This is a genomic window from Roseomonas chloroacetimidivorans, from assembly GCF_049629625.1.
Taxonomy (GTDB): domain Bacteria; phylum Pseudomonadota; class Alphaproteobacteria; order Acetobacterales; family Acetobacteraceae; genus Roseomonas; species Roseomonas chloroacetimidivorans.
Map to the genome: position 1 here is coordinate 131,290 of NZ_JBNBZS010000014.1, position 25,462 is coordinate 156,751.

Genomic DNA, 25,462 nt, shown 5'->3' on the forward strand with positions numbered 1-25,462 from the left:
GGAGGGAAACAGGGGTTTACGAGGCAATCCTGCGCCGCTTTGACCGCGGGTGTGGCACGGGCCACACAGCGCCTTGCTCCCTGGCCCCCCCCTGCGTATGGTGAGTTGCCCCGGCGGCACGCTGCCGGTGGAGGGTTCACGGGTGCGGCCAAATCAGACCGGCCGCCGGTCCAGCCAGATTGGACGCCCGCCCAGCATCGCCCGCAGGGGCCGCCGCCAACGCCGTTTCCCGGCTGGGCGCGCCGGCCCGAACGCGAAGGGACGCTGCGGACCAGCCTTCCCCGGTATGCGCCACGCGGCGCGGCAGGGCCAAATCGTCCCACCTGTGGGACTGACGGACCACGCGCCAGTCGCCGGCCCGCCCGCGTGCGCCCCCGATGCTGAGGGAAGCGCCGCCTAAGGGGTCGCGCACGGCACGCCGAAACCATCGGGGCACCGCCCCCGGGCATTCCATGCCCGCCACGGGAGAAAGGACGGATGACGGCGATGCATCGCTCTGCCCCGCGCCGTGCCCCTCCCGGCCCGACAACCCTCACCGCCGCCGGCTGCCGACCGCCCCGCGCGGCGCGGAGTTTCGTCTTCCATGACCAAGCGCATGCTGATCGATGCATCCCACCCCGAAGAGACGCGGGTGGTGGTGCTGGACGGCAACCGTCTTGAGGATTTTGACCTCGAGACCCAGAACCGCCGCCCGCTGAAGGGCAACATCTACCTGGCCAAGATTGTCCGGGTGGAGCCCAGCCTGCAGGCTGCCTTCGTGGAGTATGGCGGCAACCGCCACGGCTTCCTGGCCTTCAGCGAGATCCACCCCGATTATTATCAAATTCCCGTCGCCGACCGGCAGCGCCTGCTGGAGATGCAGGCGCAGGAGGAGGACGAGGAGGATCCCGAGGACGAGATCGAGACGGCCGCCGAGCGGCTGGCCCCGGATGACGACGCCGACCTGATCGGCCGGGAGGAGGCCGCCCAGGCTGGGGCACAGGCCGGGACAGCCGAGGCTCCCGCCACGGAGATGCCGGCCTCCGACGTGCCGGCCGTTGAGCCTGTCGCCAATGCGGAGTCCGGCACCGCCCCGAGCGAGGGCCTGCCGCCCGGTGAGAGCCTGGACGAGTCTGGCGCCCCCGCCAGCTTGCCGGCCGATGAAACCCCGCCCGCCCAGGCACCCGAGGGTGATGCCGCTTCCGTGACCGACGCCCCCCCCGGTGAGACGGGCGGCGGCGAGGACGGCGCTCCCCCTCCCCCTTCGGCCCCGCGGGCCCAGCCCATGTCCATGCATGTGGACCGCGTGAGCGAGGGTGATCGGGTCGCCGGTTCCAATGAGGAAGCGGACGAGGATGATGTCGAGACGGTCTCCGAGCCCGTCGCGCCGCCCGAGACGATCGGCGGCGAAGACCGCAACGGCGACGAGGAGCGCCGCGAGCGCCGTATCCCCTCCCGCTTCCTGCGCCACTACAAGATCCAGGAGGTGATCCGCCGCCGGCAGATCATCCTCGTCCAGGTTGTGAAGGAGGAGCGCGGCAACAAGGGTGCGGCGCTGACCACCTATATCTCCCTGCCCGGCCGTTTCTCCGTGCTGATGCCGAACTCGCCCAAGGGCGGCGGCGTGTCGCGCAAGATCACCTCGGCCACTGACCGCAAGCGCCTGCGCGAGGTGATCGACGAGGTGGGCCTGCCGCGCGGCATGAGCATCATCGTCCGCACCGCCGGCGCGCAGCGCCCGAAGCCCGAGATCCGGCGGGATTGCGAATACCTGCTGAGCCTGTGGGACAGCATCCGCGAGCGCACCCTCGCCTCCACCGCCCCGGCCCTCGTCTATGAGGAAGCGAATCTCCTCAAGCGCTCGATCCGCGACAATTTCGCGAAGGATATCGAGGAGGTGCAGATCGAGGGCGAGGAAGCCTTCCGCGAAGCCCGGGAGTTCATGCGGGCGCTCATGCCGCAGCATGAGCGCAAGATTAAGCTCTATCGCGATCCCGGCATGCCCCTGTTCGCCCGCGCGGGGGTGGAGCAGCAGCTCGACGCCATGATGTCGCCCACGGTGCAGCTCCGCTCCGGCGGCTACATCGTGATCAACCAGACCGAGGCGCTGGTCTCCATCGACGTGAACTCGGGCCGCGCCACGCGCGACCGGCACATCGAGGACACCGCGCTCCGCACCAACCTGGAAGCCGCGGACGAGATCGCGCGCCAGCTCCGCCTGCGGGATCTGGCCGGGCTGATCGTCATCGACTTCATCGACATGGAGAGCAGCCGCAACGACGCGATGGTGGAGCGCCGCCTGAAGGAGGCGCTGCGCCATGACCGCGCGCGCATCCAGGTTGGCCGCATCTCCCATTTCGGCCTGCTGGAGATGTCGCGGCAGCGGCTGCGCCCCAGCCTGACCGAGCATTCCTTCATCACCTGCCCGCATTGCCAGGGCCTGGGCATCGTCCGCTCCGACGAAAGCTCCGCCCTGCATGTGCTGCGCGCCATCGAGGAGGAGGGCGCCAAGCGCCGTGCCGCCGAGATCCTGGTGCACTGCGCGCCGGCGGTGGCCATGCACATCCTGAACCGCAAGCGCGAGCGCCTGGCGTCGTGCGAGGCGCGCCATGACATGTGCGTGGTGTTCGAGCCCGACGCGACGTTGAGCGCGGCGCAGTGCCGGATCGACCGCATCCGCCCGCAGACCCTGCCCGCCCCCTCCTCCAGCGCGCCCGCGCTGCGGATGGACTATGCACCTGAGCCGGTCTTCGTGGCCGGCGGCGGCGGGGATGAGGAGGAGGACGCCGTCGCGGCCGAGGAGGCCGAGGAGGAGGTCAACGTCACCGCCGAGGCTTCCTCGGAGGCGAATGGCGAGCGTGGCCGCCGCCGGCGTCGCCGCCGGCGTGGCGGGCGCCGTGAGGAGGGCGCTCCTTCCGAGAACGAGGCTACCGAGGCTGCGCCGGGCGAGGATGCTGCCGAGGAGGAGCCCGAGGCGGTGGAGGCCGAGATCCAGGCCACCGAGGCTCCGGAGAGCGAGGGCGAGCGTCCCGCCGGCGACCGCGCCGAGACCGAGGGCGAGGGCGATCCGCGTCGCCGCCGGGGCCGCCGCGGTGGCCGCCGCCGGCGCGAGGAGGGCCCGGTGCAGGGCGAGGGGGAAGAGGCTCCTGCCCCGCGCTATGCCGGCCCCACCCCCGCCGATCCCTTCGCCGGAACCTATGACGTGCTGATGGACGCGATGGAGGCCGTCGAGGAGGCGGAGGCTGCCCCGCGCGCCGTGCGCGAGATTCCAATCGCGCCCCTTCCCCCCGAGGCGCCGGCCGATGCCGGGGCTGAGGAGGCTGCGTCCGGCGAAGTTCCGGCCGAGACAGCCGCGACATCCGAGCCCGCATCGCCCGAGCCCGTGGTGACGCCCGAGGCGGCGCCCGAACCCGCATTGCAGGCGGCGGAAGCGGCTCCGGTCGCCGCCGCCGAACCCGCCGCCCCTGAGCCGCAGGCACCGGCACCCGCCGCCGAGGCGCCCGTGGAGGAGCAGCGCGCCGAGCCGGTGGTCGGCACCGTCGTGCAGCCCGTGCTGCTGGGCACCGAGGACGTTCCGGCCGCCCCGGCGAAAAAGGGCTGGTGGCGCCGCTGAGCCGGCGCGTCCGGCCGCGCATGGCGTGGGGAGATTGACTTGCCCGATGGGATCTTCGCGCCCCTCCGTACGGAGGGGCGTGCGGGGGAGCTGACGCTCCGCGCCCTGCGCGCTTCGGATGCGGTCCAGCTCCACCGCCTTGTGAATGACTGGGAGGTGGCGCGCATGCTCGCACGCGTCCCCTTTCCCTATCCGCGTGAACTGGCGGATGAGTGGATCGCCTCCACCCGCGCTCAGATCGAGGCCGGGACGGCCTGGCACCTGGCCATCACGCGTGATGATGCGCTGGTGGGCTGCGTGGGTCTGACCACGACGCGGGACGCGCCGCGTCATGCGGAGTTGGGCTACTGGGTCGGGCGCCGCCATTGGGGCCAGGGGATCGGGCCCGATGCGGCGGGCCGGCTGGCGCGCTGGGCGCTCGCCAATCTCGATATCGATGTGCTGCATGCCTCGGTGTTGGAGGAGAATCAGCGCTCCGCCGCCGTGCTGAAGCGGATCGGCTTCGTCGAGGACGGGATGGCGGAGCAGGACTTCACTGCCCGCAATGCCCGCCTTCCCGTGCGGCGCTTCCGCGCCGGCCGGGCCGAACTCTCCGCCCCCGCCAGACCGGCCGCCCTCGAGGCGCCTGTCGTCACCGAGGCCCCGGAAGCGGCGCCGGGGGCGAATCTCCTGCTGGTCGCGGCTTGCGCGCTGATCGATTCCGATACCCGGGTGCTGCTGGCCAGGCGGCCTGAGGGCAAGCCGATGGCGGGGCTTTGGGAGTTCCCCGGCGGCAAGCTCCAGCCCGGCGAGACGCCGGAGGACGCGCTGATCCGGGAGTTGCGGGAGGAGCTGGGGATCGACGTCTCCGCCGCCTGCCTCGCGCCCTTCGCCTTCGCCTCCCACCCGCTGGATGGAAAGCACCTGCTGATGCCGCTCTATCTCTGCCGCCGCTGGAGCGGAACGGTGGAAGGGCGCGAGGGGCAGGCCCTGGCCTGGGTACGGCCGGCAAGGCTGGGCGATTACGCCATGCCACCGGCGGACAAGCCTCTGGTCGCGCTGCTGCGGGACTTCCTCTAGGCCGATAGCCAACTCCGTTGCCTATTCCACCGGTCGCCGGCAGCCGCTCTACTGCGGCCGGCGCAGGAGGGATTGGGTGATGGACAGGCTGACGGGCGAGGAAGAGGCCGCGCTGATCGCACGGGCGCGGCGCGTGCTGCCGGCCGGCAGCTTCGGGAACTTTCCGGCCGAGGTCATCCTGCGCGAGGGACGCGGCGGCCGGGTCTGGGACGTGGCCGGGCGCGAATATGTCGATTTCCTGCTCGGCTCCGGCCCGATGTTCATCGGGCATTGCCACCCCGAGGTCGTCGCGGCGGTGCAGGAGCAGGTCACCCGCGGCACCACCTTCTTCGCCAATAACGAGCACGGCATCGCGCTCGCCGAGGCCATCGTTGAGGCCGTGCCCTGCGCGGAGCAGATCCGCTTTGTCTCCACGGGCTCGGAGGCGGATCTCTATGCCATGCGGCTGGCCCGTGCCTTCCGTGGCCGTGACCGCATCCTGAAATTCGAGGGCGGCTATCACGGCATGAGCGATTACGGGCTGATGAGCCTGGCGCCCAAGCAACTGGCGAATTTTCCACAGCCAGTGCCGGATTCCGCCGGCATCCCGAAATCGGTGCGCGAGGAGGTGCTGATTGCCCCCTTCAACGACCTGGCTGCGGTGGAGCGGCTGGTGGAGGCGCATGCGGACGAGCTGGCCGGCATCATCGTGGAGCCCTTCCAGCGGCTGATTCCGCCGGCGCCCGGCTTCCTGGCGGGGCTGCGGGAGCTCTGCACCCGCCACGGCCTCGTGCTGATCTTCGACGAGGTGGTGACGGGCTTCCGCTTCGCCTATGGCGGCGCCCAGGCCTATTACGGCGTCACGCCCGATCTCTGCACTCTCGGCAAGACCATCGGCGGAGGCTTCCCGCTGGCGGCGGTGGCAGGGCGCGCGGACATCATGGCGCATTTCGACCGCGCCTTGGTCGGGGATGATGGCTTCCTGATGCAGGTGGGCACGCTGTCCGGCAATCCGGTCGCGGCGGTGGCAGGGCTCAAGACGCTGGAAATCCTGCGCCGCCCGGGTGCCTATGAGACGGTCTTCGCCACCGGCCGCGCGCTGATGGAGGGAATTGCCGGGCAGCTTTCCCGGGCCGGGTTGCCCGGCCAGGTGATCGGGGAGCCGCCCTTGTTCGATGTGGTCTTTGCCGATGGGGCGCTGCGCGACTACCGCGCCACGCTGCGTGCCGACCGCGCCATGCATGCGCATGTGAACCGCGTGCTGCGGGAGCGCGGGATCCTGAAGGGCGAGAGCAAATACTATGTCTCCCTGGCGCATGAGGCGCGGGACGTGGAACAGACGCTCGATGCCTTTGCGGCGGCGGTCTCGTCACTACCGGGGAAGGCGGCGTGAAAGACCGGGGGAAGCAAGAATCTTCCCCCGACCCCCATCAGCTTTTTCTTCGAATTTGGAGTGCGCCAGTGACGCTGGCGCGACAATGCCAGGAGGATACGTCCCCGGCCTTTTCCCCTCGGGCTGGCCCGCCTGCCGGATCTGTGCTTCGCCTGCCGTCACCATGCCCAGTGACCAGCCGAAGCCAAGCCGTTCCTCCGGTTCGGAGGCCTACGACCTGCTCCTGCAGGCCATCGAGAGCGGCGCCCTGCCTGCGGGCACCCGGCTGCGGGAGGCGGAGCTGGCCGAGCGCTTCCGCATCAGCCGCACCCCTGTGCGGGAGGCGCTGAAGCGCCTGGAGGCGCAGGGGCTGGTGCTGCACGAGCCGCATCATGGCGCCGTGGTGGCGAGCCTCGACTACGGGCAGATGACCGAATTGTACCACATGCGGGAAGTGCTGGAGGGTACGGCGGCAGGGCTGGCCGCCACCCATGCCACGGTGACTGAGGTGGAGATCCTGCGGGAGATGGTGGAGCGGGACCGCGGCCTGCTGGACGATCCGCAGGCGCTGGCCGCGACCAACCGCGCCTTCCATCGCCAGGTGCGGCTCTCGGCCCGGAACCGCTTCCTCAATGCCACGCTGGAGAACATGCGCATCTCCCTGGCCCTGCTGGCCGGCACCACCCTGGCCGTGCCCAATCGCGGGGCGGAATCGGTGGAGGAGCACGAGGCCATCGTGGCGGCGATCGAGCGGCGGGATGCGGCGGCAGCCGAGGCCTCGGCCCGCCAGCACATCCGCAACGCCTTCAAGGCGCGGATCGGGCTGGAGCACCGGGAACGGTAAGGCGCCCCGGCCCCGGCCGTCAGGCCTCCACGAAGGTCCTGAAGCCGCCCATGATCATGCGCTTCGCATCGAAGGGGGCCTTCTCCATCCCCGGCTTCATGCGGGGATCCGCCATGACCTTGGCGTTCACCTCGTCCCGCTTCTCCCGGCTTTCATAGACGATCCAGGCAAAGACGACCGTCTCGTCCTCCTTCGCCAGCACGGCGCGTGGAAAGGAGGTCAACTCACCATAGGGAACGTCATCCGCCTCGGCTTCGACATAGGCGAGCGCCCCGTGCTCCTTCCAGACCTGCGCCGCCAGGCGGGCCAGATCCCGATACGTTTCCAGATTGGTCCTGGGCACGGCCAGCACGAAGCCATCGACGTAAGCCATGGATGCCCCCTCCTCATCTTGGCTGCAGATGAAGGGGCGGTAACCTGGCCGCACAAGGCCACCCAACCCCTTGTCGTGCACCCGCTGAAATCGTATCCCGTCGCATACAAACCTGGGCGGGGAGCGATGCCGGATTTTTCGCGGATCTGGGACGTGCTGGTGATCGGCGGGGGCAATGCCGCGCTCTGCGCCGCCGTGACCGCGCGGCAGGCCGGCTGCTCCGTGTTGTTGATCGAGAGCGCGCCCAAGGCCTTCCGTGGGGGCAACAGCCGCCACACCCGCAACATGCGGACCATGCACACCGAGCCGACCTCGGTGCTGACCGAGGCCTATCTCGAGGACGAGTACTGGGACGACCTGCTGCGCGTGACCGGCGGGCAGACGGATGAGCACCTGGCACGGATGACCATCCGGCTCACGACCGATGCGCTGCGCTTCATGGAGGCGAGCGGGGTGCGGTTCCAGCCTTCGCTTTCCGGCACGCTCAGCCTTTCCCGCACTAACGCCTTCTTCCTGGGCGGCGGCAAGGCGCTGGTGAACGCCTACTTCGCCCTGGCGGAGAAGCTGGGGATCGACATTCTTTACGACACCGAAGCCGTGGACCTGAAAATGGACAATGGCTTCGTCCGCGAGGTGGCGATCACCCATCGCGGCTTCCCGGAGACGGTGCGCGCCAAGACGGTGGTGGCTTCCTCCGGCGGGTTCCAGGCGGATCTGGAATGGCTGGAGCAGGGCTGGGGCCCGGCGGCGCGGAACTTCCTGATCCGGGGCACTCCCTATGCCAAGGGGGTGGTCCTGCGGAACTTGCTGGACCAGGGCGTGGCCTCGGTGGGCGATCCCACCCAGTGCCATGCGGTGGCGATTGACGGCCGCGCGCCGAAATTCGACGGCGGCATCGCGACCCGGCTGGACTGCGTGCCTTTCTCCATCGTCGTGAACAAGAACGGCGAGCGCTTCTATGACGAGGGCGAGGATGTCTGGCCCAAGCGCTACGCCATCTGGGGCCGCCTGGTGGCGCAGCAGCCGGATCAGGTGGCGTACGCCATCATCGACGCGAAGAGCGAGAAGCTGTTCATGCCCAGCGTCTTCCCCGCCATCAAGGCGGACACGCTGGGCGAGTTGGCGGTCAAGCTGGGGCTGGACCCGGCCGCGGTAGAAAAGACGGTGGCCGAGTTCAACGCGGCCTGCGTGCCCGGCGAGTTCAACTCCACCCGTCTGGATGGCTGCCGCACCGAGGGGCTGACGCCACCGAAGACACATTGGGCGCGCCCGATTACGGAGCCGCCCTTCATCGGATATCCGCTGCGGCCGGGCATCACCTTCACCTATCTCGGCGTGAAGGTGGACGAGAACGCCCGCGTGCAGATGGACAACGGAAAGCCGAGTGCGAACCTTTTCGCCTCGGGCGAGATCATGGCCGGATCCATCCTGGGCAAGGGCTACCTGGCCGGCTTCGGGATGGCGATCGGTTCCGTCTTCGGGCGGATCGCGGGCAGGGAGGCCGCGAAGTATGCGCGAAACTGAGGCCACTGCCGAAGCCCGCCGCGCGCTGGAAGTGTGCAATGCCTGTCGTTACTGCGAGGGTTATTGCGCCGTTTTCCCCGCAATGACGCTGCGCCGGGAATTCTCTTCCGGCGACATCAGCTACATCGCCAATCTCTGCCATAACTGCCGGGGCTGTTACTATTCCTGCCAGTATGCGCCGCCGCACCCCTGGAACATCAATGTTCCACAGGTGCTCGCCCAGGTGCGGTCCGAGACCTATGAGGAATATGCCTGGCCGGGTCCGCTGGCCGGGCTGTTCAAGCGCAATGGCACGGTGGTGTCGCTCGCCTCAGTGGCCGTGATCGCACTGACGCTGATCCTGACCATGGCGATCGTGGATCCCACGGTGCTGTACCAGCCGCAGGTCGGGCCGGGCGCCTTCTACCGCGTCATTCCCTGGTGGCTGATGACCACCCTGGCTGGCGGAACCTTCCTCTTCTCCCTCTTCGCCCTTGCCATGGGATTCCGGAACTTCTGGCGCGACACGGGCGGGCGGGCGAATGAGTTGACGCGGGGCCGGCCGCTGGCCCAGGCGCTGCACGATATCTTCACGCTGAGGAATCTCGGCGGCGGCGGTGGCGGCTGCAATGACGTGGATGAGGGCTTCTCGCAGCTACGTCGTCGCTTCCACCACTTCATGTTCTACGGCTTCCTGCTCTGCTTCGCCTCCACCACGACGGCAACCTTCTACGACCACATCATGGGCCATCCCGCGCCTTATCCATTCTGGAGCCTGCCCGTGCAGCTCGGCACCTGGGGCGGGGTCGGAATGGTGATCGGCACGGCCGGGCTGATCTGGGTGAAGATCGTGTCGGATCCGGCCCCGGCCGCACGCCACCTGCTGGGCTCGGATTACGCGATGCTGGTGATGTTGTTTCTGGCCGCAGCCACGGGCCTGCTGCTGCTCGGGCTGCGCGACACCGGCGCGATGGGCGTGCTGCTGGCCGTGCATCTCGGCGTTATTCTCTCGTTCTTCCTGATCGTGCCTTACAGCAAGATGGTGCATGCGGTTTACCGCTCCGCGGCCCTGCTGCGGCATGCGCTGGAGCGGAACCCGGGACCGCCGCCGGGCAACAAGCCCACCGACCGGGCGCTTGGCTCAGCGGCCTGATGCTGCGGCGCGGCCCCTCTCGGCAACGCGAAGCCGGGCCGCGCAAAAACCCTGGCCTGCTCGGCTGGGCGGGCGGAATATGGGCGTGAGGAGGCAGCCGTCAGGGCTGGACCGAGGCGGCCTCCCACCCCGACAGAATCAGGCTGGAGGATATCGACATGCTCGAGCATGCCAAGAAGGTGTTACGGATCAGCTCGATGCGGGACCACGTCTCGCCAGCGGAGTGGCAGGCGCGGGTTGACTGCGCGGCCTGCTACCGCCTCGTCGCGCATTACGGCATGTCCGACATGATGGCGAACCACATCTCGGTTCGCGTCCCCGGGGAGGACAATGCCTTCCTCATCAATCCCTATGGGATGATGTATGAGGAGATGACGGCCTCCTCCCTGATCAAGGTGGATCTGGCAGGCAACATCCTTGGCAAGCCCGATTATGGCGACTTCGATTTCGGCATCAACCGCGCGGGCTATGTGATCCATTCGGCCATCCACGGGGCCAAGCACGACGTGGATTGCGTGATCCACACGCATACCTGGCCCGGCATGGCCGTCTCTTCGCTGGAATGCGGGCTGCTGCCGATGACTCAGACGGCGATGCGCTTCACCAATATCAGCTACCACGAGTATGAGGGCGTGGTGCTGAACCTGGAGGAGCAGGAGCGGCTGATCCGCAATCTCGGCGACAACAACGCCATGATCCTGCGGAATCACGGGCTGCTGACCATCGGCCGCACCGTGGGCGAGGCCTTCAACGCGCTGCACCGGCTGGAACTGTCCTGCAAGGCGCAGATCGCGGCCATGTCCTGCAACACGCCGCTGCATCCGGTGCCGCAGGCCGTGCTGGACGCGACCTATCAGAATTACCAGCCGAATGTCCGGCGGCCCTATGGCGTGATGGAATGGCCGGGGCTGCTGCGCATGCTCGACCGGATTGACCCGAGCTACGCGGAGTAGGCCAGTGGCCTGCGTGGAGCCGGGCGGGATGCCCGGGCTCCGCGCGGGCTGGCCGGCGTCACTCCACCGTGGCGCCGGACAAGCGCACGACCTCGGCCCAGCGCTTGATTTCGGAATCGATATAGGCCGCGAACTCGGCCGGGCTGTTGCCGACGGGATCGGCGCCCTGTTCGACCATCTGCTTCTCGATTTCCGGCTTCTTCAGGACCGCCGCGGTATCGGCCGAGATCTTGTTGACGATCTCGGGCGGCGTACCCGCCGGGGCGGCCATACCGAACCAGGAAGAGGCGTCGAAACCGGGGAAGCCAAGTTCCGCCATGGCCGGCACATCGGGCGCGGAGCGGGAGCGATGCAGGCTGGAGACGGCCATGGCGCGCAGCTTGCCGGCGCGGATTTGCTCGATGACGGAGGGGATGGTGGCGAACATGAAGTCCACCCGACGCGCCAGCAGGTCGTTCAGCGCCACCGCGCCACGGTAGGGAACATGGGTGGTCTGGATGCCCGCCATCTGGTCCAGCAGCGCGCCCGAAAGATGAGACGAGGTGCCGACACCGGTGGAGGCGTAGGAGAGCTGGCCGGGCTTGCTCTTGGCCAGGGCCACCAGATCCGGGACGCTGCGGATGGGAGAGTCTGGCGAAACGACGAGAATATTGGGGACGCCGGCGAGCAGCGTAATCGCCGCAAGATCCTTGCGTGTGTCGTAGGGAAGCGTGCGGTAGAGGGACTGGTTTACCGCGAGCGGGCCAACGGAGCCGACGAGCAGCGTGTAGCCATCGGGTGCCGAGCGAACGACGAATTCGGTGCCGATATTGCCGCCGGCACCTGGCCGGTTCTCGATCACCACCGGCTGGCCCCAGCGCTCCGACAGCTGGTTGCCGACCAGCCGCGCGATGATGTCGGTCGTGCCGCCGGCCGTGAAGGACACGACGATGCGCACGGGGCGCTCAGGCCAAGCGGCGGCGCGCACTGGCGCAGCGAGAGCCAGGGCAGGCGTGGCAAGCAGCAAGGTTCTGCGCGTGGTCTTCATGAACGTCCTCCGGTGCGGCCGCATTCGTGCGGCCCTGTTTCGGCATGGTCGCAAACGCGAGACCCACGACGCAAGCGCGGCTGCACTTTCTTTTTCGCGTTCCCGGAGTGGGGAACGTCACGGTGGGGACAGAATGATGACCGAGATGACGCGTCGCGGCCTTGTGGCCGCCTCGGGTGCGCTGCTGGCGATGCCGGCGATCGCGCAACATGGTTGGCCGGACCGGTCGGTGACGTTGCTGGTGCCCTATGCCGCCGGCGGCTCCAATGACGTGGTGGCGCGGCTACTGGCGCCGAAGCTGCAATCGGTGCTTGGGCATCCCTTCGTCGTGGATAACCGCGCCGGCGCGGGCGGGGCGATTGGCACGGCCGCCGCGGCGCGCGGACCCGCGGATGGCAGCCTTTTCCTGGTCTCCTCCGCCAGCAACCACGTCATGAACCCGATCGTCAGCCCGGGGCAGTCTCCTGACACGCGTGAGGTCTTCTTCGGCGTATCCATGCTGGTGGACGTGCCGCTTGCCCTGACGGTGGCGAAGCGGCTGAACGTGAACGACCTGCCGGCGCTGCTCGCGCTGCTGAAGCGCGAGCCGGGCAAGCACTCCTTCGCCTCCTCGGGCGTTGGCGGCTCGCAGCACCTGGCGGGCGAGTTGTTCGGAATGAAGGCGGGGGTGGACATCGTCCATGTGCCCTATCGCGGCGGCGGGCCTGCGCTGAACGACCTGGTGGCGGGACAGGTGTCGTTTGCCTTCCTCAACCTGCCTACTGCCCTGCCGCAGGCGGAGGCCGGCACGGTGAAGATCCTGGCCGTGGCCGGGGAGCGGCGCTCCGCCCTGAAGCCCGAGATCGCGACGGTGGCGGAATCTGGCGTACCGGGCTTCGCTGTGCGGTCCTGGACGGCGATGTTCGCGCCGCGCGCGACGCCACCGCAGATCGTGGAGCGCTTCTCGGCGGTGCTCCGTGACATCCTGACCGATCCGGCGGTCAAAGCGCGGCTGGCGGAGCTGGGGACCGAGGCCGAGCCCTCGACGCCGGCCGAGCTGGACGCGTTCGTGCGCCAGGAGTTCAAGCAGTGGGAACCCGTGATCCGGGCGGCCCATGTGACGGCGCAGTAGGGAAGGAACGGGTTGGCCCGACAGGTCCAACCCCGGATGCCCGTTTGTTGGCGCCCGAACCGGGTTCCGCTGAGGGTCAGAAACCCTCGGCGGGGCCAGCGCCCGCTTTGCGGTCAGCATCAAGCGGCCTGCGGCGCTGCCCGCATGATACGGAAAGCGAGATGATGCCGATGCCTTTCACCTCTTGCCCATCATTGACGTGAGCGCCTGCCCTCCTCGCGGCCTGTGATCAGCTTCAGCCCGGCGTGAAGCGGCGTTCTTTCAGGATGTGGGAAGGATAAGGCCCGCCACGACCTCGGCCAGCACGGCGGCCCCGGCGGCGACATGGGCGGGTTCGGCCCATTCGTGCTCGGCGTGGCTGACGCCGTCGCGGCACGGAATGAAGATCATGGCTGCCGGGCAGAGTGGGGCCATGTGGCGGGCATCGTGACCAGCGGCGGAGAGGATGGGCATGGCGGCGTGGCCGAGACGTTCCGCCGCTTCGGCGATGCGGGTGCGCAGGCCGGGATCGAAGTCGTTGGAGGGGGCATTCACCAGCCGCTTCACACGCACGGCGCAGGGCGGAGCGTGAGCCGCAGCCAGGGTTTCCAAGGTCTTGCCGAAGCGGTCCAGCGCGGCGTTATCGGGGTGACGCAAGTCAATGCGGAAAGTCACACGGGACGGCACGACGGAAGGGGCGTTGGGCTCCACCCGCGCCATGCCGATGGTGAACTTCACAATGGGATCGTCCGCGCCCACCTCCCGGAACATGGCATCGGCCATGCGGGCAAAGGCGGCCAGGGCATCACGCCGGTCGGCCATGTCGAGGGTGCCGGCGTGACCTTCCTCGCCTTCTACGACAATCTCATAGGTCTTCTTGCCCTGGATACCCGTGACGATGCCGATCGGCGTGTCGCGCTGCTCCAGGATCGGGCCCTGCTCGATATGGGGCTCCAGGTAGAAACCGACGGGAAAGCCCAGCGGGCGGCGCGGCAGTTCCGGGAAGGCCGCGTGCAGGGCGGCCAGGGCATCGGCCACCGTGGCGCCCTCCGCGTCGCGCGCGGCCAGGATCTCGGCCAAAGGGCGCACGCCCGCGAAAGCTTCGGAGCCCATCATGCCCGGGGCAAAGCGGCTGCCCTCCTCATTCATCCAGGCGACCACGGTCACGTCGCGCGCGGGGGTGGCGCCCAGGCTCTCGGCAGCCTCCAGCGCGGAAAGGACGCCGAAGGCGCCGTCGAACTTGCCGCCGGTCGGCTGGCTGTCGATATGGCTGCCCATGACCAGCGGTGGCAGGCTCCGGTCCTGGCCCGGCAGGGTCAGGAACAGGTTGCCTGCGGCGTCGGTGGAGGGCTCCATCCCCGCCGCGCGTGCCCAGCCGATAATGAGACGCCAGGCCTCGATCTCACCGGCGGAAAGGGCTTGGCGGTTCACGCCGCCGGCTGGGGTGGCGCCGATCTCCGCCAACGCCATCAGGCGCTGCCAGAGACGGTCGGCGTTGATGCGAGGCGTCACTTCGTCCTCATCACCTGGCCCGGCAGGGCGCGCGGGTCGCGCGTCTTCCAGGCTCCGGCCTCCACCTGGGCGAAGAACTCGGCCAGCAGCGCGTTGAAGGCTGCGGGCTCCTCCAGGTTCAGCGTGTGGCCGGTCTTGGGAAAGATCGAGAGGCCGCAGGCCGGGATGGTCTTCTTCAGGTAGATGCCGGGCTGCAGGCAGTGGTCGTCCTCATCGCCCACCACCACCAGCGTCGGCACCATCATCCGCTTCAGCTCCTCCTCCAGATCCCAGAAGGAGGGACGGCGGGCCTGGACGCCGCGCATGGTGTTGGCGGCGCCGATATCGGAATGCGTGGCCAGCCGATCCACGAATTCCTTCCAGCCCAGCGGGTCCTTGTTCTGGAACTGCACGCGGGAAGCGCCGGAGCCATAAATCGGCGCGAAGGCCTTCGCACCCATGGTCTGGAACTGGCCCGCCACTTCGCGGGAGACGCCGCGGAAATACTCCTCGTGCTCCTTCTCGCAGCCATAGCCGGCGCCGGCGACGGTCAGGGAGAGCGCGCGGTCCGGGTGGTTGATCCCGAAATGCACGGTGCAGAAGCCGCCCATAGAGAGGCCGACGATATGGGCTTTCCGGATGCCCAGGCCGTCCAGCACCGCGATGGCATCCGCCACGGCAATGGCCTGGGAGTACTTCTCCACATCCTCCGGCACGTCGGAGGGCGGATAGCCGCGCGCAGCATAGGTGATGCAGCGATAGCGGCGGGCGAAGAACCGCATCTGCGGTTCCCAGCTTTCATGATTGCCACCGAATTCGTGGATGAAGAGGATCGGGATGCCCTCCCCCACCTCCTCGTAATGCAGGCTGATTCCGTCCTTGGTCATGACGCGCGGCATGGCGGGTTCTCTCAGAACTGCGGCGGCAGGTCGTTCAGGGTGCGCGCTTCCGCCGCAATGGCGGGGAAGGCGTCGCGCAGGCGTTCCGCCCATTCTGTCGGGACGGAGGTGCTGACCTTGATGAAGCGGTCCCCGAAACGCTCGGTGTGATAGGTACCCTGGCGAATCATGATGCCACGGCGGCGGGCGGCCTCCACCAGGGCCTCGGGCCGCAGCCCGGCCGCGCCGGTTTCCAGCACCAGGAAGTTGCCGTGGCTGGGCCAGACGGGGCAGGTCAGGCCGATCGCCTCGGCGGCATCGCGGATCATCACCTTGTTGGCGGTGTCGGTCCGGCGGACCTCCTCCATCCACTCCTTCTTGACGGAGAGCCCGGCCAGGGCGGCGCGCTGCGCGATCACGCTGGCGCCGAGCACGCTGGTGGCCTGGGCCGCGAACTCGCCGAACAGGGCGCGTGGCGTGACCAGGGCGCCGATGCGCATCCCGGCAAGGCCGAGCCATTTGGAGAAGGAGAGTGAGACGACCGAATGCTCCGGCGCCACGCGCAATGCGGGGTGATGGCCATCGGCGAAGTCGCGATAGGTGCAGTCATGCACCAGCAGCGCGCCGCAGCCCTTGGCGATCTCGGCGAAAGCCGCGATCTCCTCCGCCGTATAGCGGATGCCCAGCGGGTTATTCGGGTCCACCAGATAGATAACAGAGGTGCGCGGATCGACGGCGGCGGCCAGCGCCTCGGGCGTCAGCTTGTAGTTGCAGGCCGGGTCGTAGATCGGAATCTCGATCACCTCTGCTCCGCCCTGGCGAGCGAACATCAGCGGCCATTTCCAGCTGGGATCGGTGGTGACGAAGGTCGTGCCAGGCTTGCAGCGGGCGCGGCAGACCAGGGCCAGCGCGTTCACGCCGCCCTCGGTCACCAGCGCCTCGGCGCCCGGCACGCCCAGGTCCTGCACGATCGCGGCCCGCAAAGCCTCGAAGCCCAGCGGCGGCGCGTAGGCGTTGAACTCGCCAGCTTCGATCGCCTGGATCATCGCGGCGCGGACGGCCGGATGCGCGGGAATGTGGTTGGTGTTCTGGCCCATCCAGGCCAGGTCCGGCGTGGCGGTCAGCGCGTCGAAATAGCGGTTCCGGGTGAGTGCGTCCGACATGCTCAGATGACCGAGCCGCGGGCGGCGATGCCGCCATCGATGGTCACGACGGTGCCGGTGATGTAGCCGGCGCGGGGCGAGGCCATGAAGGCGACGAGATCAGCGCATTCGCGGGCGGTGGCCGGGCGCTTGCCCGGGTACTTGTCGAACAGCTCCTCCCAGCGGTTCGCGTCACCCAGCATGTCGATGGCCTTGGTCTTCATGATCTTCAGCATGCGGTCGGTGGCGACCGGGCCGGGATTGATGCCGACGATACGGATGCCATCATCCAGGCTGCGGCCGCCAATGGCCTTGGTGAAGGACATCAGCGCTGCATTGCCCGTGGAGCCCGCGAAATAGGAGGCATCCCAGTTCTCGCCGGAATTGCCGATGACGTTGATGACCACGCCGCCGCCCTGGGTCTTCATGCGCGGATAAAAGAGCCGGGTCAGCGTGATGTAGCCGAAGACCTTCAGGTCGAAGCCTTTGCGAATGGCCTCATCCGTTACCGAAGCGAGCGTACCGGAGGGAATGTCGCCGGCATTGTTCACGAGGATGTCGATATCCCCGACGGCCGCGGCCAGGGCCTCCATGGCGGGGGTGCTGCCGAGATCGGCGGCATGGACCGTCACCCGCACCCCGTGCTCAGCCCGCAACCGGGCGGCGGCGTCCTCCATCGCGGCACCATTGCGGGCGGCGAGGTGCAGGTGACAGCCCTCGGCCGCCAGCACCTCGGCGCAGGCCAGGCCGATGCCCTTGGAGGCGCCTGTGATGAGGACCGTCTTGTCGGTCAGGTCAAGTTGCAAGGAGAGGACTCCGGCTTCAGTATGCAATTTCCGTCGTTATGCATACCGAATGCCAAGTCCATGTTACGCGCCGCTATGGGTACGCCTTGTCATTCGAAGGCGGCGATGAAGTCCAGCAAGTCGTCCCCGAGAAGGCTCAGATGCGCCCGCATCGCGCGATGCGCGGCCTCGGCATCATGGCCAAGGATGGCGGCCATGACCTCCTCGTGCTCCCGGATGGTGTCCTCGATCCGACCGGGCATGCGCGTTACGCGGCGGCGATAAGCGGCAACCTTGTTGCGCAGCTTCCGGGTCTGGCCGGCCAGAAAGACGTTGCAGGACGCCTCGTAGATAATCTCGTGGAATTGCTGGTTCGCTTCGTAGAACGCGTCGGGCCCTGCCCCGGCCTGGTCCTTCAACCAGGCATGCGCCTCTTCAAGGCGCGTGACCTGTTCAGGTGAAATTCGCCGCGCGGCGAGCCGGGCACAAAGGCCCTCCAATTCCCCCATGACCTGAAACATCTCGATCAGGGTGTGCACGCCAATGCTGCGGACCGCAGCCCCTTGCCGGCCCCGCAGCTCGACCAGCTCATCGGCAGCCAGAAGACGGAACGCCTCCCGTACCGGCGTGCGGGAAACCCCGAAGCGCTGGGCGATCTCCTGCTCATCCAGGCGGCGGCCTGGCGGTAGCAGGCCCGCCGCGATCTCCGCTTCCAGCCGCTGATGGACGCTGTTGGTGAGAGTGGTGCCGAGCGCCGGGATGGCGTCCTCGGGCCCGGATCGCTGCTCCTGGACAGCGTTGTCGGGAACATAGGTCGGGGCAGGCTTTTTCATGCGCGGGTTTTCAGAACGCTTCCCCCACCAGGCCTGGGTCACGCCAACGGCACTGGGCGGACCTGATGGGGCAAAACGTGCGGGATCTCCGAAGGGACCGGCGCCGGAACGCCGCGGCCGGGTTTGTGCATACATCCAAAGCACACAAGCGCGCATTCTGACAAGCAAAGCAGGCGCCGGGCGTCGTGGCGGCACTCAAGCCTGCTTCACGCCATTCCTTGCACAAGCCGCCTCTTTTAGAGGCAGAGGTGCTCGAAATGGGCACACAATGTAATCGGATTGCCCCTTTCAAGGGTTGCATGCTTTCCCGTGTGCCTTGTGCACAGGAGTGACTCAATCAGGAGGACTTCGGCAGGGCCAGTATCATCGTCGCGGATGGGCTGAAGCTCATCGGGCAGGGAAATCCAAACGTCCTTTTCTCTGCCGGGGCATCCTGCGGCGCGCCTCCAGCGGGCCAGAGCACCGGCCGGGACATACTGCGCAGGCGCGGCATGTTCCGCATGGCCGCGCTCCTCGTCAGACTGCAGCCTGGCCGGGCAGGGTGCGGCGGCGCAGGAGGTAACGGTGCCGGCCGTCCAGAACGAGTTCGCCGCGCTGGTTGTGAACGGTGCTGCGCAGCCCCACCACGCCGGTGCTGCGTCCTGGGGTGAGTTCATCGACCGTCAGCGCGGGATAGACCGTATCGCCGGCGAAAACCGGCCGCAGGAAGCGGCTGGACTGCTCCAGAAAGGCCTTGAGGGATTCCTCGACCATATGGGGGAAGAGCCCGGCACCAGCCACGGTCTGGATCGCAATCTGGTAGCCATGCGCCAGCAGGCCGGGCATGCCATGTGCCCGGCAGTATTCGGCGTTGTAATGCACGGGGTGGTTGTCGCCACTGGCGGCCTGGAAGGCCAGGAAGATGGCCTCCGTCATGGTGCGGCTCGGCAGGACGAATCGCTCACCGATGCGGAAGTCCTCGAACCAGCGCTGCTCCGCCACCATCCGGTGCTGGCGGGGATCGAATGGCGTGTGCTCGCCTGCCTCGGAGCCGCCGGACCTCCGGTCGCCAGGTAACAGTTCCACCGTTTCACTCCCCCTCGGGCGGCGGCCGTGCCGCTGTTGAGTGCCCAAGGCTGCTGCCATCACCTCATAACGGGAAGTCACTTTTGCTGCGTGTGGCGGGCAGTTCTGCTTCGGGGCGGGCGGCGGGCCCGGATGGTTATTTGCCGCTGCCACCGCCGCCGTCGCCCGCTCCATCACCGCCGTCCCCGGCGCCGTCGCCGTCATCCGAAGCGTCAGCGGAGGTATCCGACTCTGGGGCGCCGGAGCCGCCATCGCCGCCGGGATCGCAGTCGGCCGGATCCAGGGCATCCCTCCGGGCCGTGAGGCGGCGAAGCGCATCGAGCGCGAGGCCTAACAGCGTTATCGGGAACGCCATGTCGGCGGTGGCTCCGTGGACCGCCGGCGCGGCCGGCTGGCTTTGATGTCCTTCCCTTATCGGGCGCCAGGATCATACCGGCAATGACCGGCGCGGGGCGGCTGGTCCGATGCACGCTTCCCGCCCTCTCGAAGCGTCTTGCATCCGGATCGTTGGATCTCCTACGATCTCCCCGAACAGGCGTGCGGATCAAGACGCGCCGGCAGGAGGAGCATCCAGGTGGCAAGACCCTCACGGGCAGGCCTCTCACACGCCCTGAAGGCTGGTCAGGAGGACAGTCCCGCTCTGCGCCTGCTTCCGGGCGGCAGGGTACGGCTGGGCCGGCTGGCCGAAACCATCGGCTTTCACCTGCGCCTGGCCCAGGAGGCGTCCTTCGCCGCCTTTGCGCGCCGCAGCGGACTTTCGGGGCTGAAGCCCGGCCATTTTGCCGCGCTGGTGGTCATCGAGGAAAACCCGGGCCTTTCGCAAACGGCGCTGGGCGCCGCGGTCGGGCGCGACAAGTCCACCCTTACCCCGACACTTGGGGAGATGGAGCGGCGCGGCCTGATCCGGCGTGACCGCGCGGCGGCAGACCGCCGCAGCTATGCCCTGTTCCTGACCCCGGCCGGCGAGGCGGCCCTTGCCACGCTGACGGCCCATGCCGCCGCGCATGATGCGGCGCTGGACAAGCTGGTGGGTGCGGAGAACCGCACCGCTTTCCTGGAAACATTACGCCGCCTGATCGCGGGGCTGGAGACGGAAGAGAACGGATGAGCGCAATACCGGCAACGAGAACGGACAGCACGGCGCGGCCGACGGTACGCGAGGCGACACTCGACCTGCTTCGCGAACTCGGCATGACCACCGTCTTCGGCAATCCGGGCTCGACGGAGCTGGGCTTCCTGGACCGCTGGCCCTCGGATTTCCGCTACGTGCTGGGGCTGCAGGAAGCGAGCGTGCTGGGCATGGCGGATGGCTTTGCCAGGGCGACGGGGCGCTGCGCCTTCGTGAACCTGCATTCGGCGGCAGGGGTCGGGCACGCGTTGGGCAACCTGTTCACCGCCCATCGCAATGGCGCGCCGCTGGTGGTGACGGCGGGTCAGCAGACGCGATCCCTGCTGTCCAACCTGCCTTTTCTTGGCGCCACGGAGGCCCCCAATTTCCCGCGCCCCTATGTGAAGTTCAGCATCGAGCCCGCGCGGGCCGAGGATGTGCCGGCCGCCATCGCCCAGGCGCACCGCATTGCCATGCAGCGGCCTTATGGCCCCACCTTCGTCTCTGTTCCCTCTGACGACTGGTCCGTCCCCTGCCAGCCCGTGGTGCCGCGCGCCTGGTTCGCGGAAACGGCGCCCGACCCGGCCGCGCTGGCAGAAGCCGCGCGCGCCATCGCCGCCGCCCGCCGCCCCGTGCTCGTGGTCGGGCCGGAGGTGGATTCGGAGGGCGCCGGCCCCGACCTTGTCGCCCTGGCCGAGCGCATGGGCGTGCCGGTGCGCACCAGTCCCTTTTCCTCGCGCCTTTCCTTCCCCGAGGACCATCCGCTTTTCGCCGGCCACCTGCCTGCCGCGCCGCAGGCCGTGTCGGATGCGCTGATCGCGCATGACTTGGTCCTGGTGATCGGCGCGCCGGTCTTCACCTTCCATGTGCCCGGCGACTGTGCGCTGTTCCGCTCCGGTATCCCGATCTTCCAGATGACAACGGATACGGAGGCTGCCTCCTCCGCCCCGGCCGGGACCGCCATCCTCGGCAGCCTGCGCCTTGGCCTGCCGGCTCTTGCGGCCCTGCTGCCGGAGAATGCACGCCCCCTGCCCGCGCCCCGTCCACGCCCGGCGCCGCCCGCGGCTGGCACGCCGGTCAGCGCGCCCTATGCCCTGCACCGGCTGCACGCCGCCATGCCGGAGGACGCCATCCTGGTGGAGGAGGCGCCTTCCCATCGCCCGGCCATGCAGGCGCAGATGCCCATCCGACGCTGGGGCGGCTTCTTTACCATGGCCAGCGGCGGCCTCGGCTATTCGCTTCCCGCCGCCGTCGGGGTGGCGCTGGCGAGCCCCGGCCGCCGCGTGGTCTGCCTGATCGGCGACGGGTCCTTCATGTACTCGCCCCAGGCGCTCTGGACGGCGGTGCAGGCGAAGCTGCCCCTCGCCGTCATTGTCATGAACAATTCGGGCTACGGCGCGATGCGTTCTTTCAGTCAGGTTTTGCAGGTACGTGATGCGCCTGGAATTGACCTGCCGGGGATCGACTTTGTCTCCATCGCACGCGGCATGGGCTGCCCGGGCCGCGCGGTGGCGACGCCGGAGGAGCTGGACGCCGCCCTGGCAGAGGCGATGGCGGCGGACGGGCCGATGCTGGTGGAGGTCGCGCTCGATAGCGCCGTGGCCTCGCTTTACGACAAGCACTGACGGGAGGAAGGACGACATGCTCGACGTGCCGCTGATCATTGGCGAGGGCGAGCGCCCCGCGACCGGCGCTGCCACCTTCGAACGGCGCAACCCCGTGAGTGGCGAGATCGCGACCCGCGCCGCCGCGGCGACGGTGGCCGATGCCCAAGCGGCCTGCGATGCCGCCGCCGCCGCCTTCCCGGCCTGGTCCGCGCTCGGCCCCAATGCCCGCCGTGCCATTCTGCTGAAGGCTGCCGACGCGCTGGCCGCCAAGGCGCCCGAGTTCATCCGGCTGATGGCCGAGGAGATCGGCGCGACGGCCGGCTGGGCGGGGTTCAACGTGCATCTCGCCGCCGGCATGCTGCGCGAGGCCGCGGCGGCGACCACCCAGACCACGGGCGAGGTCATCCCCTCCGACAAGCCGGGCTGCCTGGCCATGGCGATCCGTGCCCCGGTGGGCGTGGTGCTGGGCATGGCGCCCTGGAACGCACCGGTGATCCTGGGCGTGCGCGCCCTGGCCCTGCCGCTGGCCTGCGGCAACACGGTGGTGCTGAAGGCCAGTGAGACCTGCCCGGGCACGCACAGCCTGATCGTGCAGGCTCTGCGTGAGGGCGGCGTGCCGCCGGGCGTGGTGAATGTGGTGACCCATTCCGCCGAGGACGCGCCGCAGGTGGTGGAGGCGATGATCGCCCATAAGGCGGTGCGCCGGATCAACTTCACCGGCTCCACCAAGGTCGGCCGCATCGTGGCCATGCACGCGGCCAAGCACCTGAAGCCCGTTCTGCTGGAGCTGGGCGGCAAGGCGCCGATGATCGTGCTGGAGGATGCCGATCTGGAGGAGGCGGTGAAGGCGGCCGCCTTCGGTGCCTTCATGAACCAGGGCCAGATCTGCATGTCCACCGAGCGGCTGGTGGTGGTGGAGAGCGTGGCCGATGAGTTCGTGAAGCGGCTTTCGGAATTCGTCGCCACCCTGCCCGTGGGCGATCCGCGCAGCGGCAACGTGTTCCTTGGATCGGTGGTGGACGAGGCCTCGGCCGCCAAGGTGGAGAGGCTGATTGCCGATGCGACCTCCAAGGGGGCGAAGCTCTTCGGCGGCGGGGCGCGCAAGGGCACGATCATGCCCGCCTCGATCGTGGACCAGGTGACGCCGGAGATGGCGCTGTATTCGGAAGAGTCCTTCGGCCCGGTGGTCGCCATGATCCGCGTGAAGGACGCGGAAGAGGCGGTGCGCGTGGCCAATGACACGGAATACGGTCTCTCGGCCGCGATCTTCACCAAGGATGTCGCGCGCGGCATCGCGCTTGCCCAGCGCATCGAGAGCGGGATCTGCCATGTCAACGGCCCGACCGTGCATGACGAGGCGCAGATGCCCTTCGGCGGTGTGAAGTCCAGCGGCTATGGCCGCTTTGGCGGCCGCGCCGGCATCGCGGAGTTCACCGAGCTGCGCTGGATCACGGTCGAGACCCAGCCCGGCCAGTACCCCTTCCCGCCCACCGCCAAGTCGCCCCCACCCGCAACGCCAGGCGCTCATTAGACGCCCCACGCGCACGAAGGAGGAAGCACAAGAAATGACGATGACGATCACCCGCCGGGCGGCGTTGGGCGCCGCTGCGGCGGCTCTGGCGGCGCCTGCTGTCCACGCGCAAGCGGCCTGGCCCACCAAGCCCGTGCGCATCGTCGTCCCCTTCCCGCCGGGCGGGCTGGTGGACACGCTGGCGCGCTCTGTCTCGCAATCGCTCGCGACGAAGCTTGGCCAGCCCTTCGTGGTGGATAACCGCGCCGGTGCTGGTGGCAATATCGGCGCGGATCTGGTCGCGAAGGCAGCGCCGGATGGCTACACGCTGCTCGCCTCTTCCATGGGGCCGCTGGCGGTGAACCAGTACATCTACACCTCCATGCCCTATGACACGAACACAGCCTTTGCGCCGGTCACCCTGCTGGCCATGACGCCGAAGGTGGTCTGCGTCGCCAATGCGCGCCCCTGGCAGAATCTCGCCGCGCTGGTCGCGGCGGCCAAGGATCGCCCTGGCCAGATCACGGCCGGCTCCGCCGGATCGGGCAGCAGCCTCCATCTGGCGCTGGAGCTGTTCAAGGGCGCGACCGGCACGGACATCCAGCACATCCCCTATCGCGGTGCAGCCCCGGCGGTGACTGACCTTATCGCCGGCAATATCGACATGATCATCGACAACGTGCCGAACATCATCGCCCATATCCGCGGCAAGGCAGTGCGCCCGCTGGCCGTCGCCACGGAGAAACGCCTACCGCAGCTGCCCGATGTGCCGACCACCGCCGAGGCCGGGGTACCCAGCTTCATCTTTGGCACCGCTTTCGGCATGGCCACCCCTGCTGGCACGCCCGCCCCTATCATCAACACGCTGGCCGAAGCCGTGGCCGCTGCCCTGCGCGATCCGGCCATCGGCGGCAAGCTGGAAGAGCAGGGCACCATCCTGGGCGGCCAGGGCCCGCAGGCTTTCGCGGCACTTATCGAAAACGAGAAGAAGACGCTGGAGCCGGTGATCAAGCGCGCCGGCATCAAGGCCGACTGAGGCTGCCCGCCAAGGGAGGAGCAGCGGGCTGTCTCCCCTTGGAACTCTGGCGGTAACGGTCCCTGCTCTGGCCCTGGGTGTTGGTTGGTTTGGTGTTGTTGGGGAAAGTTAGGGTGGGGTGACGGAGCGGTCTTGACGCGGGGCTCGGAAGGGGTCATTTCCCGCGCCCCGCCACGGATCGGGCTTCCCCGGAAGGGGGGCTGATGTGGCAGGTCCCGGGATGGGGCTCTGGGGATCTTATATCAGTGGTTCGCCGGAACCGGCTTTCCATTTGCTTACCTGGGTAGGCGAGGCTTGAGATCGGGAGTTCTGCTCCTTATCTCAGGATACCGCCGCAGTACGGGTTCGCTTGGAAATCCAGGGGACAGCGGGCCTTGAAATAGGAGCCAGGGGTTCTTATCTCAGGGATCTTCCGCGGGGTGGTTTTTCTTTTTGGTTATCCCGGGCATCCGGGGCTTGGAACGAGGCTCAAGGGTCTTGCATCAGGTGTCGGCGGTGACGCGGATTTCCAAATAGAAAGAAAAAAGGTCTTGATACCAGCGCCGCTCGGCGCTAAGTCAGGGCCACGCAACGAGGGGCTTTCCTCCGGGTTGATCGGCGCGTTTCTGATGCTCGATTGATCATGGGATGGCGGACCACCGAGCTGCGGATTCCGATCTTTCCTGCGCTTTTTGGCGCAAGCCGCCTCAAGCGGATACGCTTGATGTGCGGCACGTCGTCTGTTGCTCCAAACATGGTGCGGCAGTTGGCGCCTGATCTTTGATATTTGCATCTGTCTTTTGGAAGTAAGTGTACGCTTCTGTTCGCATTTGGCATGGCCGTGCTGTTATGGCGCGCTGGCTGGTGTGGGATGGAGGAGTGCATTGCATCGAGAGTGGTGAGCGGAGTTTTGGATTGATGGGTTTTGTTGGTGTTGGCCTTTTGGGGCTGATGCTGATGAACTTGAGAGTTTGATCCTGGCTCAGAGCGAACGCTGGCGGCATGCTTAACACATGCAAGTCGCACGGGTGGTTTCGGCCATCAGTGGCGGACGGGTGAGTAACGCGTAGGAACATGTCCAGA

At 68.1% G+C, this 25,462-nt stretch carries 22 protein-coding genes and 1 rRNA gene; 14 read left to right on the forward strand and 9 right to left on the reverse strand.

Annotated elements, in window-relative coordinates:
• The first annotated feature begins 583 nt into the window (after window positions 1–583).
• The 4 genes from ACO1BU_RS13060 (at window position 584) to ACO1BU_RS13075 (ending at window position 6,846) form a co-directional block, all read left to right on the forward strand.
• Window positions 584–3,592, forward strand: a complete 3,009-nt coding sequence (locus ACO1BU_RS13060) for an Rne/Rng family ribonuclease (RefSeq protein ID WP_424136389.1) — start codon at window positions 584–586, stop codon at window positions 3,590–3,592.
• A gap of 39 nt (window positions 3,593–3,631) precedes the next feature.
• Window positions 3,632–4,651 (forward strand): bifunctional GNAT family N-acetyltransferase/(deoxy)nucleoside triphosphate pyrophosphohydrolase, encoded by a 1,020-nt coding sequence (locus ACO1BU_RS13065; protein WP_424136390.1) that lies wholly within the window; start codon window positions 3,632–3,634, stop codon window positions 4,649–4,651.
• A gap of 79 nt (window positions 4,652–4,730) precedes the next feature.
• Entirely contained in the window at window positions 4,731–6,023 is a 1,293-nt protein-coding gene (locus ACO1BU_RS13070; RefSeq protein ID WP_424136391.1) for an aspartate aminotransferase family protein, read from the forward strand.
• A 163-nt stretch (window positions 6,024–6,186) separates the two neighbouring features.
• Entirely contained in the window at window positions 6,187–6,846 is a 660-nt protein-coding gene (locus tag ACO1BU_RS13075; protein ID WP_424136392.1) for a GntR family transcriptional regulator, read from the forward strand.
• 19 nt (window positions 6,847–6,865) lie between these two features.
• Here ACO1BU_RS13075 and ACO1BU_RS13080 read toward each other — a convergent pair whose 3' ends face one another.
• Window positions 6,866–7,219 carry a DUF1428 domain-containing protein gene (locus ACO1BU_RS13080; protein WP_424136393.1) on the reverse strand — a complete coding sequence of 118 codons (354 nt, stop codon included), beginning with the start codon at window positions 7,217–7,219 and terminating at the stop codon, window positions 6,866–6,868.
• Window positions 7,220–7,345: 126 nt separating this feature from the next.
• Here ACO1BU_RS13080 and tcuA point away from each other — a divergent pair, with 126 nt between their 5' ends.
• From tcuA to ACO1BU_RS13095, 3 genes are all read left to right on the forward strand, one after another.
• Window positions 7,346–8,743 (forward strand): FAD-dependent tricarballylate dehydrogenase TcuA, encoded by a 1,398-nt coding sequence (tcuA, locus tag ACO1BU_RS13085; protein ID WP_424136394.1) that lies wholly within the window; start codon window positions 7,346–7,348, stop codon window positions 8,741–8,743.
• Complete coding sequence (tcuB, locus tag ACO1BU_RS13090) at window positions 8,730–9,875, forward strand: tricarballylate utilization 4Fe-4S protein TcuB (RefSeq protein ID WP_424136395.1); 1,146 nt, start codon at window positions 8,730–8,732, stop codon at window positions 9,873–9,875. The genes tcuA and tcuB overlap by 14 nt, the downstream gene beginning before the upstream one ends.
• Window positions 9,876–10,033: 158 nt before the next feature.
• Window positions 10,034–10,828: a class II aldolase/adducin family protein gene (locus tag ACO1BU_RS13095; protein WP_424136396.1), complete on the forward strand. Its 795-nt coding sequence runs from the start codon at window positions 10,034–10,036 to the stop codon at window positions 10,826–10,828.
• Between the two features lie 58 nt (window positions 10,829–10,886).
• Here ACO1BU_RS13095 and ACO1BU_RS13100 read toward each other — a convergent pair whose 3' ends face one another.
• The gene (locus tag ACO1BU_RS13100; protein ID WP_424136397.1) at window positions 10,887–11,855 is read right to left on the reverse strand and encodes a tripartite tricarboxylate transporter substrate binding protein; all 969 of its coding nucleotides are present in this window, start codon (window positions 11,853–11,855) and stop codon (window positions 10,887–10,889) included.
• A gap of 136 nt (window positions 11,856–11,991) precedes the next feature.
• Here ACO1BU_RS13100 and ACO1BU_RS13105 point away from each other — a divergent pair, with 136 nt between their 5' ends.
• Window positions 11,992–12,966, forward strand: a complete 975-nt coding sequence (locus ACO1BU_RS13105) for a Bug family tripartite tricarboxylate transporter substrate binding protein (RefSeq protein WP_424136398.1) — start codon at window positions 11,992–11,994, stop codon at window positions 12,964–12,966.
• 261 nt (window positions 12,967–13,227) lie between these two features.
• On the opposite strand, the gene ACO1BU_RS13110 is transcribed toward ACO1BU_RS13105, so the two are convergent.
• The 7 genes from ACO1BU_RS13110 to ACO1BU_RS13140 form a co-directional block, all read right to left on the reverse strand.
• Entirely contained in the window at window positions 13,228–14,457 is a 1,230-nt protein-coding gene (locus ACO1BU_RS13110; RefSeq protein WP_424136399.1) for a Zn-dependent hydrolase, read from the reverse strand.
• Window positions 14,454–15,335, reverse strand: a complete 882-nt coding sequence (locus tag ACO1BU_RS13115; RefSeq protein ID WP_424136400.1) for an alpha/beta fold hydrolase — start codon at window positions 15,333–15,335, stop codon at window positions 14,454–14,456. Before ACO1BU_RS13115 ends, ACO1BU_RS13110 begins: the two co-directional genes overlap by 4 nt.
• A gap of 11 nt (window positions 15,336–15,346) precedes the next feature.
• Complete coding sequence (locus ACO1BU_RS13120; protein ID WP_424136401.1) at window positions 15,347–16,477, reverse strand: pyridoxal phosphate-dependent aminotransferase; 1,131 nt, start codon at window positions 16,475–16,477, stop codon at window positions 15,347–15,349.
• Window positions 16,478–16,479: 2 nt separating this feature from the next.
• On the reverse strand, window positions 16,480–17,262 hold the full coding sequence (locus ACO1BU_RS13125; protein WP_424136402.1) for an SDR family oxidoreductase: 783 nt from the start codon (window positions 17,260–17,262) through the stop codon (window positions 16,480–16,482).
• Between the two features lie 89 nt (window positions 17,263–17,351).
• A complete protein-coding gene (locus tag ACO1BU_RS13130; RefSeq protein ID WP_424136403.1) occupies window positions 17,352–18,074 on the reverse strand; it encodes a GntR family transcriptional regulator in 723 nt (240 codons plus the stop codon).
• 516 nt (window positions 18,075–18,590) lie between these two features.
• Window positions 18,591–19,139, reverse strand: a complete 549-nt coding sequence (locus tag ACO1BU_RS13135; protein ID WP_424136404.1) for a MaoC family dehydratase — start codon at window positions 19,137–19,139, stop codon at window positions 18,591–18,593.
• A 136-nt stretch (window positions 19,140–19,275) separates the two neighbouring features.
• The gene (locus tag ACO1BU_RS13140) at window positions 19,276–19,494 is read right to left on the reverse strand and encodes a hypothetical protein (RefSeq protein ID WP_424136405.1); all 219 of its coding nucleotides are present in this window, start codon (window positions 19,492–19,494) and stop codon (window positions 19,276–19,278) included.
• A 219-nt stretch (window positions 19,495–19,713) separates the two neighbouring features.
• Between ACO1BU_RS13140 and ACO1BU_RS13145 the strand changes: the two genes are divergently transcribed.
• From ACO1BU_RS13145 to ACO1BU_RS13170, 6 genes are all read left to right on the forward strand, one after another.
• On the forward strand, window positions 19,714–20,247 hold the full coding sequence (locus ACO1BU_RS13145; RefSeq protein WP_424136406.1) for a MarR family winged helix-turn-helix transcriptional regulator: 534 nt from the start codon (window positions 19,714–19,716) through the stop codon (window positions 20,245–20,247).
• Window positions 20,244–21,872, forward strand: a complete 1,629-nt coding sequence (gene mdlC, locus ACO1BU_RS13150) for a benzoylformate decarboxylase (RefSeq protein WP_424136407.1) — start codon at window positions 20,244–20,246, stop codon at window positions 21,870–21,872. Before ACO1BU_RS13145 ends, mdlC begins: the two co-directional genes overlap by 4 nt.
• Window positions 21,873–21,888: 16 nt before the next feature.
• Entirely contained in the window at window positions 21,889–23,385 is a 1,497-nt protein-coding gene (locus ACO1BU_RS13155) for an aldehyde dehydrogenase (protein WP_424136408.1), read from the forward strand.
• A gap of 34 nt (window positions 23,386–23,419) precedes the next feature.
• On the forward strand, window positions 23,420–24,400 hold the full coding sequence (locus tag ACO1BU_RS13160) for a Bug family tripartite tricarboxylate transporter substrate binding protein (RefSeq protein ID WP_424136409.1): 981 nt from the start codon (window positions 23,420–23,422) through the stop codon (window positions 24,398–24,400).
• A gap of 419 nt (window positions 24,401–24,819) precedes the next feature.
• Window positions 24,820–25,020, forward strand: coding sequence for a hypothetical protein (locus tag ACO1BU_RS13165; RefSeq protein ID WP_424136410.1), 201 nt, complete (start codon window positions 24,820–24,822; stop codon window positions 25,018–25,020).
• A 318-nt stretch (window positions 25,021–25,338) separates the two neighbouring features.
• A 16S ribosomal RNA gene (locus ACO1BU_RS13170) occupies window positions 25,339–25,462 on the forward strand; the annotation flags it as partial.

Bases quoted from the DNA above. Each gene is read 5' to 3' on its own strand.
- ACO1BU_RS13130 (WP_424136403.1), bottom strand. From the start codon at position 18,074: ATGAAAAAGCCTGCCCCGACCTATGTTCCCGACAACGCTGTCCAGGAG.
- ACO1BU_RS13070 (WP_424136391.1), top strand. From the start codon at position 4,731: ATGGACAGGCTGACGGGCGAGGAAGAGGCCGCGCTGATCGCACGGGCG.
- ACO1BU_RS13120 (WP_424136401.1), bottom strand. From the start codon at position 16,477: ATGTCGGACGCACTCACCCGGAACCGCTATTTCGACGCGCTGACCGCC.
- tcuB (WP_424136395.1), top strand. From the start codon at position 8,730: ATGCGCGAAACTGAGGCCACTGCCGAAGCCCGCCGCGCGCTGGAAGTG.
- ACO1BU_RS13060 (WP_424136389.1), top strand. From the start codon at position 584: ATGACCAAGCGCATGCTGATCGATGCATCCCACCCCGAAGAGACGCGG.
- ACO1BU_RS13140 (WP_424136405.1), bottom strand. From the start codon at position 19,494: ATGGCGTTCCCGATAACGCTGTTAGGCCTCGCGCTCGATGCGCTTCGC.
- ACO1BU_RS13115 (WP_424136400.1), bottom strand. From the start codon at position 15,335: ATGCCGCGCGTCATGACCAAGGACGGAATCAGCCTGCATTACGAGGAG.
- ACO1BU_RS13080 (WP_424136393.1), bottom strand. From the start codon at position 7,219: ATGGCTTACGTCGATGGCTTCGTGCTGGCCGTGCCCAGGACCAATCTG.
- ACO1BU_RS13105 (WP_424136398.1), top strand. From the start codon at position 11,992: ATGACCGAGATGACGCGTCGCGGCCTTGTGGCCGCCTCGGGTGCGCTG.
- ACO1BU_RS13075 (WP_424136392.1), top strand. From the start codon at position 6,187: ATGCCCAGTGACCAGCCGAAGCCAAGCCGTTCCTCCGGTTCGGAGGCC.
- ACO1BU_RS13095 (WP_424136396.1), top strand. From the start codon at position 10,034: ATGCTCGAGCATGCCAAGAAGGTGTTACGGATCAGCTCGATGCGGGAC.
- tcuA (WP_424136394.1), top strand. From the start codon at position 7,346: ATGCCGGATTTTTCGCGGATCTGGGACGTGCTGGTGATCGGCGGGGGC.
- ACO1BU_RS13160 (WP_424136409.1), top strand. From the start codon at position 23,420: ATGACGATGACGATCACCCGCCGGGCGGCGTTGGGCGCCGCTGCGGCG.
- ACO1BU_RS13155 (WP_424136408.1), top strand. From the start codon at position 21,889: ATGCTCGACGTGCCGCTGATCATTGGCGAGGGCGAGCGCCCCGCGACC.
- mdlC (WP_424136407.1), top strand. From the start codon at position 20,244: ATGAGCGCAATACCGGCAACGAGAACGGACAGCACGGCGCGGCCGACG.
- ACO1BU_RS13100 (WP_424136397.1), bottom strand. From the start codon at position 11,855: ATGAAGACCACGCGCAGAACCTTGCTGCTTGCCACGCCTGCCCTGGCT.